The following is a 7,472-nucleotide window of genomic DNA, read 5'->3' on the forward strand; positions in this document are numbered from 1 at the left end:
CGGTTCCCGCCGATCACGCCGCCGGGTGGCGAACCGCGCCCGCCGCAGCCCGAACCGGACGGCGCCGCCGGCAAGCACCGGTGGGACACCGACGGCCCGTCGTCGGGCCGGCCGACCTGGCCGTTCATCGCGCTGGGCGTGCTGGTGGTGGTCGGCATGGTCGTCGGCGCGACGCTGTGGCTCGGCAAGGACGACCCGGCGCCCAGCGCGCTCTCGTCGTTCACGCCGTCGGTGACGCAGCCGCCCGTCGCCGCGTCGCAGCCGCAGCTGGAGGACCAGGTGCCGCCGCTGCCCGGGATGCAGCACCCGGAGAGCTCGACGATGTCGCTGGCCCGCGGCCTCGACCTGAAGCTGTACCCCAAGGAGGCCGCGCAGGTCTTCTCGCAGCACGGCGTCACGCAGGTCGTGTACCGCGCTTCGTCGGCGGGCGACACCGGGTTCCTCGGCTACGCGATCCCGGCCGAGAACGCCGAGGGCGCGAAGGCGATCGTCGACTACCTGCGCCAGGCCGCCGCGGCCGGTGGGTTCGCCCCGATCGCGGCCGACCCCGCGTCGGTCACCGGCCGCAACGACGACCAGCGCCTCGACGGCACCTGGTACACCTCGGGCAAGGTCGCCGTCGTGCTCTGGGCGTCCCAGCCGTTCGCCAAGAACAAGGACGAGCTGAAGACCAGCCTGGACAACGCCGTCGCGGTGTTCAAGAAAGCGCTGCCGCCGAGCTGATCAGCCGCGCCGGTCGAGCACCCCGGCCAGCGTGCGGCGGGCGACGTCGGCGCCGAACAGGCGGTCCACCACCGTCTTGCCCTCTTCGGACAGCCGCTGCCACAGCTTGTCGTCCTCGAGGAGGGTGACGATCTCGTCGGCGAGCTCCTGTGCCGAAGCGCCGACGAGGACGTCCTGCCCGTGCGTCAGGTGCATGCCCTCGGCGGCCAGCGGGGTCGCGACCACGGGGACGCCGTAGCCGAGGCTCTCGCCCAGCTTCCCCTTCACGCCCGCGCCGAAGCGCAGCGGCGCGACGACGACCCGCGCCTCGCCGTACGCGCTGTCGAGGTTCGGGACCCAGCCGCGGACGACGACGCCGTCGCGCTCGAGGTCGAACATCTCCTGCGGCGGGTTGCTGCCGACGATCTGCGCGACCGCGTCCGGACGGCGGCGGCGCACCAGCGGCATGATCTCCTCCGCCAGCCAGCGGGCCGCGTCCCGGTTGGGCAGGTGGTCGAAGCTGCCGACGAACAGCACGCCGGAGCGGCCTTCGGGGGTCGCGACCGAGCCGTTCGCGTAGTGCACGTTGGACAGCACCTCGACGCGCGCCGACGGCACGAGCTCCGTCAGCAGCGCACGCTCCACATCGGACACGACGAAGGTGACGTCGGTGGCGCGGGTGAGGCCGAGTTCGGACTCCCGCAGCACTTCGGCGCGGCGCCGCAGCGTCAGCTCTTCGCGCGTCTCGCCGAGCTGCGCGGCCAGGTCGGCCTGCCGGTTGAGCCGGACGAAGTGCAGGTCGACCGTGTCGTACGCGATGACGCAGTCGGGCGCGTGCTCGCGGACCTGCTCCAGCAGCTGCCAGGCCACGTGCGGGCGGGACAGCACGGCCAGGCTCAGGTCGGCGCCGGCGTCGCGCAGGAACTCGAGCTGTTCGCCGAGCCCGGTCACCACCGTGACGCCCGCGCGGTACAGCGCGTCGGCGTACGGCTCCGGGAGCGCGTTGTTGAGCGGCATGAACACGACGCGCTGACCGAGGCCGACGAGCAGTTCGAGAATGCGGGACATCCGCACCGAGCCGGAGTCCTTGTCCGGCATCGGCACCTGGTGGTCGGCGACCAGCACGGTGCCGCCGCGGTGGCCGTCCTTCGTGCGCTGCCGCCCGGCCCAGACCGCGCGCGGGCTCGCCTCGGGGAAGTGGTCGCGCAGCTGGACGCTCCACTTGTCGACGAAGACGCCGCGGTTGAGCTCCTGGTGGCGCTTCACGCCGGAGGAGACGTCCGTGCCGTTGGTGATGCCTTCGTGGTGCACGACGACCGACGCGGGCTGGACCATCGTCCGGTACCCGGCCGCCCGCACGGCGAACGCGAGGTCGGTGTCCTCGTAGTACGCGGGCGCGAAGCGCTGGTCGAAGCCGCCGATGCGCTCGAACAGCTCGCGGCGGACGAGCAGGGCCGCGCCCGAGCAGTAGTCGACGTCGCGCAGGGCCTGGTACCAGGGCGCGTCCGGGTTCTGCAGCCTGCCGTAGTTCCAGCCGGTGCCGTCGGCCCAGATGATGCCGCCGCACTCCTGCAGGCGGCCGTCCGGGTAGACCAGCTTGGACCCGACGAGCCCGACGTCCGGCCGCGTCTCGACGACGGCGACCAGCTCGTCCAGCCAGCCGGGCCGGACCTCGGTGTCGTTGTTGAGGAAGAAGATGAAGTCGCCGCGCGCGTTCTCGGCGCCGAGGTTGCAGGCGCCGACGAAGCCCAGGTTCTTCGGCGCGCGGATCAGCCGGACCCCGGCGCACCCGGCGACGCGGTCGGCCGAGTCGTCCGGCGACTTGTCGTCGACGACGATCACCTCGAACGGCGTCGAGGGCAGGTGCCGCTGGATCGAGTCGAGGCAGCCGCGGGTGTAGTTCCAGTTGCCGTACACCGGGATGACGACGCTGACGATCGGCTGGTCGCTGGTGGTCACCGCGACCGGACCCGGGACGCCGACGGGCTCGCCGGGCAGCACACCGGCCGGGCGGCCGAGCGCCGTCTCGTAGAAGTCGCGGCGGCGGGTGCCGCGGGGCGCGTACTTCTCGATGGTGCCGCGGTACTTCCCGATCGCGCGCTGGACCAGCGCGGACGTCTCGGCGCGCAGCTTCTCGTTCTCCGCGGCGAGCCTGCCGATGGTCTCGCTGAGGCCGGTGTTGTTGTGCGCCAGCCACTCCAGGCGTTCGCGGTCGTAGCCCGCCTTGCGCTGCAAGCGGTTCAGCTCGTCGGCCGCGCGCTGCCGGTCCTCGCGGGCACGCTCGGCCTGCCGGAGCGCTTCGTCGCGTTCAGCCGCGGCCCGCTGCTCGGCGGCGGTGACCGCAGCGAGTTCGCCGGTGAGCCGGGTGACCGACGCCGTCGCCTGGTCGCGCTCGGCTTCCGCGCGGCCCAGCCCGTCGCGCAGGCGGCCGGCCTCGGCGGCGGCCCGCGCGACGAGGGTCAGCTTCGGGTCGATCAGCGCCGACGTCGAGGGCACGTCGAGCGGCTCGGCCGACGCGACGGAGACGAAGTACGTGTGGGGCGCGCCCGGTTCGATGACCCAGCCGTCGGCGTCGTCGGGCTGGAGCGCGAAGACCTCCGCGCCGGCACCCGCGCCGTTGTCGTGGATCAGCGAGCCGACGGCGACGTTCTGCCGCAGCACGACGACGTGCTCGAAGCTGCCGGCCAGCAGCGCGCGGAACGCCGATTCGGTCAGCTCGTGCACGTGGTACGGGTTCTCGTTGCCGTGGTCGTGCGTGTAGACCTCGACGTCCGGGGTGCTGCAGAGGAACACCCCGCCCGGCGCGAGCCGGTTGCGGACCAGGTCCATCAGCCGGTCCTGCTCGTCGACGTGCTCGATCGCCTCGAAGCACGTGATGACGTCGAAGACCTCGCCGTCGAGCGCGGCCGGGTCGGTGATCGAGCCGACCTCGAACCGGACGTGCGGGTAGCGGGCGCGGGCGTGCTCGACAGTGCGCGGGTCGATCTCGAGCCCGACGACCTCAGCGGCCCCGGTGCCGGCGACCAGCGCGGCGCCGTAGCCCTCGCCGCTGGCCAGGTCGAGGACGCGCTTGCCGGCGGTGAACCGGCTCGCGAACGCGTAGCGGTGGTAGTGCTCGTAGATCACCTGGAGGTCGTCGGTCCACGGCACGCACCGCTCGCCGGTCCACTCGATCAGGCGCTCACCGCTCGTCCCCTTGCCCATGGCGGGCAGATTAGCGGAGGTCCAGTCCGACCAGGACGTACGCCAGGGTGCGGCGGTCGCCGCCGAGCCCGGCGGTGATCGACCAGTCCGCGTCGAGCGAGAGCCGCACCTGCCGGTGCGCGTCGAGCCGGACCGGCAGCACCTGCTCGGTCAGCCCGGCGCCGACGTCGGCCTTCGCGACCGGGACGCCGTCCACGGACACCGTGACGCTGCCGTGCTCGGTGGCGTCGTCGGGCAGGTAGGTCTTGAGCTCGACCGTCTCGATCGCGGCTGTCGTGAGCAGCGGGAACTCGACCGACGGCGCCGCCCAGTCGTCGTGCGCGACGCCGTTCATCCGCCCGGTCACCAGGCCGGCGCCGCGCACCAGGCGTTCGCCGGTGGTGCCGCCGGGCCGGAACGAGACGCGGCCCGCGGGGTCGACCACGCGGGTGTCGCGCACCGAGCGTTCGGGCGTCCGGTTGCCGTGCACCCGCAGCGGCTGCGGCGTGGGGTGGAACAGCGCGGTCAGCCGCGTGCCGGTGACCAGCCCGAGGTCGAGCAGGCTGTCGTCGAGCACGCCGATCTCGTCGATCAGGGCGACGTGCGCGGGGTCGTCCATGTCGAAGTTGTGGCCGTAGATGCGGTCGACGAACGGGTCGATCACGTTGCCGTAGGGCAGGAACAGGCTCGGGTGCAGGTGGTCGAGCAGCACCGGCAGGACGTCCTGGGCGCGGATGCCCTCGAACCCGTCGGCGGCGCAGTCGACGTCTTCGAACCGCTCGTCGGTCCGCCCGGTCAGCCAGTTGTGCCGCAGCTCCGGCGGCAGCGTCGCCCAGATCCGGTCGACGACCTCGTGCGCCTCGGGCCAGCGGCGGTGCCCGTTGCGGCCGATCATGTCGTGCACGACCAGCACGCCGTCCGCGGTCAGGCTGCTCTTGATCTGGCCGTAGAGGTGCTCGAGGTCCAGCACGTGGTGCAGCGCCTGGAACCCGACGACGACGTCGTGCTCGGCGTCGGCGCGCCAGGTGTTGAAGTCCGCGGTGATCAGCTCGACGCGGTCGGCGACGCCCTGCTCGCGGGCCGACGCCTCGGCGCGCGCCTGCATCTCGGGGTTCAGCTCCAGCAGCCGCAGCCGGACGTTGTCCAGACCGGCGGCGGCCAGGCCGCGCAGCCAGCCGAGCTCCTGGTCGCCGTTGCCGCTGCCCAGCGACAGCACGACGGCGTCGCGGGAAAGCGCTCGCGCGCGTTCGGCGATCTGCCCGACGATCAGCTCGTCGAGGCCCGGTACGCCGAGCGCTTCGAGCTTCGGGCGCACGTGCCGGTTGGACCACCGGTGCGCCGACGGCGGCAGGTTGCCGTGGATCTCCTCCTGGCCGGCGAAGGTTTCGCGCTCCCTGGCCAGCCGCGCCTCGTAGCCCGGTCCTCGGCCACCGTTCATCGCACGTCCCCTCGGGTTCACCTGTTCCGAACCGCCTGTCACCGGCCCGGCGCTAGGATACGGCCGTGTCCTCCCGTCCTCCGTCGCAGTTGCCCACCCCGCCGCTGCTGCCGAGGACCCCGGAGTCGTTCCTGCCCAAGGAGCACAACCTCTACCGGCCCCGGCACAGCAAGCGGCAGCGCACGGCCCTGGCCTGCGCGGCCTTCTTCTTCGTCACGCCGCTGTTCCTGTCCGCGGTCGGCGTGCGGCCGGAGGCGTTCGAAAACCGGCCGCTGCGCGACTTCCCGAGCCTCTCCGAGGGCTTCGGCTTCTTCACCGGCCTGTCCGGCTGGGCCACCGACCACCTGCCGCTGCGCCAGGCCGGCGTCCAGGCCGCCGACGCGGTCGGCACCGGCGTCTTCGGCGACCCGCCGGGGTCCGGCCAGGGCACCAGCCACGACGGCGGCACCGTCGGCGTCGACCAGGGCCAGCCGAACACCGGCGACGTCCCGGGGTACGTCTACCCGACCGTGCTCCCGGGCAAGGACGGCTGGCTGTACCTCGGCGAGGACGTCAACGCGCGGTGCCGCCCGGTGATGGACACCGACCGCGTCGTCGCCGCCCTGCGGAAGCTGCGGGGCGTGGTCGAGCGGTCCGGGCGGAAGTTCGAGCTGGTCATCGCGCCGGACAAGTACAGCGAAGAGCCGTCGCACCTGCCCGACACCTACGTCGGCAAGCCGTGCGCGCAGGCGCGGACCGCCGAGTTCTGGAACCGCGTGCCGCGCGAGTCCGGCGCGATCGACCTGCGGCCCGCGCTCGCCGACGCCGAAAAGCGCGTCGGGCACTCGCTGTACGACCGCAACGACACGCACTGGTCGTTCGACGGCGGCCTGGTCATGACGTACGCGCTGGGCGCGGCCATCCAGCCCGGCACCACGGCGAACTGGCAGGCGGCCCCGACCGGCGTCCGGCCGTGGCCCGCCGACCTGGCCCGCGTGCTCGGCAAGAACGAGCAGCGCTCGCTGACGACGTACAGCCTCGCCACCGACGGCGGCGCCGACCGCACCCGCTACATCGCCAGCGACTTCAAGACGCCGCTGCACCTGAGCCAGCCGGACGGCGCCAAGCCGCCGGGCTCGATAGCTCCGAACACGGCGGTGGTCGCCGACTCGTTCACCCAGTTCGCCAGCCCGTTCCTGGCCGCGGCCTGCCAGGACGTCACCATCGTGCACGCCGAGACGGTGGCGCAGAGCAACGCGCAGGAGCTGGCCGGCCTGTTCGCCGACCGCGACGTCGTGACCTTCGAACTGGTCGAGCGCAGCGTCATCGGCGGGTCGTCGGCGCTGCTGCGCGACCAGACGATCGACCTGCTCGGGCAGGTGCTCGCCGCCCACCCGCGCTGACCTCCGCCACGCGAAGGTAACGACGGGGTGGTGGGCGACGAACAGGTGAGCACACCCGTGCACAATGACTCCGTGCGGACCTCCGGTTCGCACTCGCAGGCGATATACCCAAGGGGGTACCGGGGTGACCTGGCAGGAAGAGCTGCGCAGGCTTGACGAGGAGCTCGCGGCAGGCAACCTGACGGCCGACGAATACCGGGCGCGCCGGGATCGCGTGCTGTCCATGGCCGTGTCCACCGGCGAGAGCCAGCAGGCGGCCCCCGCCCAGCCCGCGCAGGCGCAGTCGCCCGGGAACGCCGCCGAGACCCAGATCATCCCGCCGGTGTCCCCGCCCCAGCAGCCGCAGGAGAACTCCGCCGAGGCGACGCAGGTCGTCTCCGCGGCCGACGCCGGCGGTGGCGAGCGGACCCAGGTCGTCCCGCAGTGGCAGCAACAGCAGCACCCGCACTCGCCGTCGGGCGGGTTCCCGCAGCAGCAGCCGCCCCCGCAGTACGGCCAGCACTCCCCCGCCGGCGGGTTCGCCCAGCCGATGCAGCAGCAGAACCCGTGGGGCGCGCAGCAGCAGGACGTCAGCCCGCCGTGGGGCGGCTCGGAGTTCCCGCCGCTGGCGCCGTCGAACAACGCGGACTGGATCAGCCAGGGCCCGGAGAGCTTCCAGACCCAGCCGTCGTCCGGCAAGGGCAAGAAGATCGCCTTCGCCGTCATCGCGGTGCTCGTGGTGGCCGGCCTCGGCTTCGGCGTCTGGGCGCTGTTCATCAAGGACGGCG

3 protein-coding genes and 2 pseudogenes are annotated in these 7,472 nt (G+C 72.9%); 3 read left to right on the top strand and 2 right to left on the bottom strand.

Features of this window, described 5'->3' with window-relative positions; all coding sequences use genetic code 11:
- Nucleotides 1-723 (top strand): annotated as a pseudogene (locus tag G3I65_RS30650) (hypothetical protein); the annotation flags it as partial.
- Here the strand turns inward: G3I65_RS30650 and G3I65_RS30655 are convergent.
- Both G3I65_RS30655 and G3I65_RS30660 read right to left on the bottom strand, forming a co-directional pair.
- The gene (locus G3I65_RS30655; protein ID WP_160699197.1) at nt 724-3,906 is read right to left on the bottom strand and encodes a glycosyltransferase; all 3,183 of its coding nucleotides are present in this window, start codon (nt 3,904-3,906) and stop codon (nt 724-726) included. It abuts the pseudogene before it with no gap.
- 10 nt (nt 3,907-3,916) lie between these two features.
- A complete protein-coding gene (locus G3I65_RS30660) occupies nt 3,917-5,323 on the bottom strand; it encodes a cyclopropane-fatty-acyl-phospholipid synthase family protein (RefSeq protein ID WP_160699198.1) in 1,407 nt (468 codons plus the stop codon).
- Between the two features lie 89 nt (nt 5,324-5,412).
- Between G3I65_RS30660 and G3I65_RS30665 the strand changes: the two genes are divergently transcribed.
- A complete protein-coding gene (locus G3I65_RS30665; protein ID WP_203612552.1) occupies nt 5,413-6,705 on the top strand; it encodes a hypothetical protein in 1,293 nt (430 codons plus the stop codon).
- Between the two features lie 124 nt (nt 6,706-6,829).
- Nucleotides 6,830-7,472, top strand: a pseudogene (locus tag G3I65_RS30670) (DUF1707 domain-containing protein); the annotation flags it as partial.

The organism is Amycolatopsis sp. SID8362, assembly GCF_010550475.1.
In the GTDB taxonomy this organism is placed as follows: Bacteria; Actinomycetota; Actinomycetes; order Mycobacteriales; family Pseudonocardiaceae; genus Amycolatopsis; species Amycolatopsis eburnea.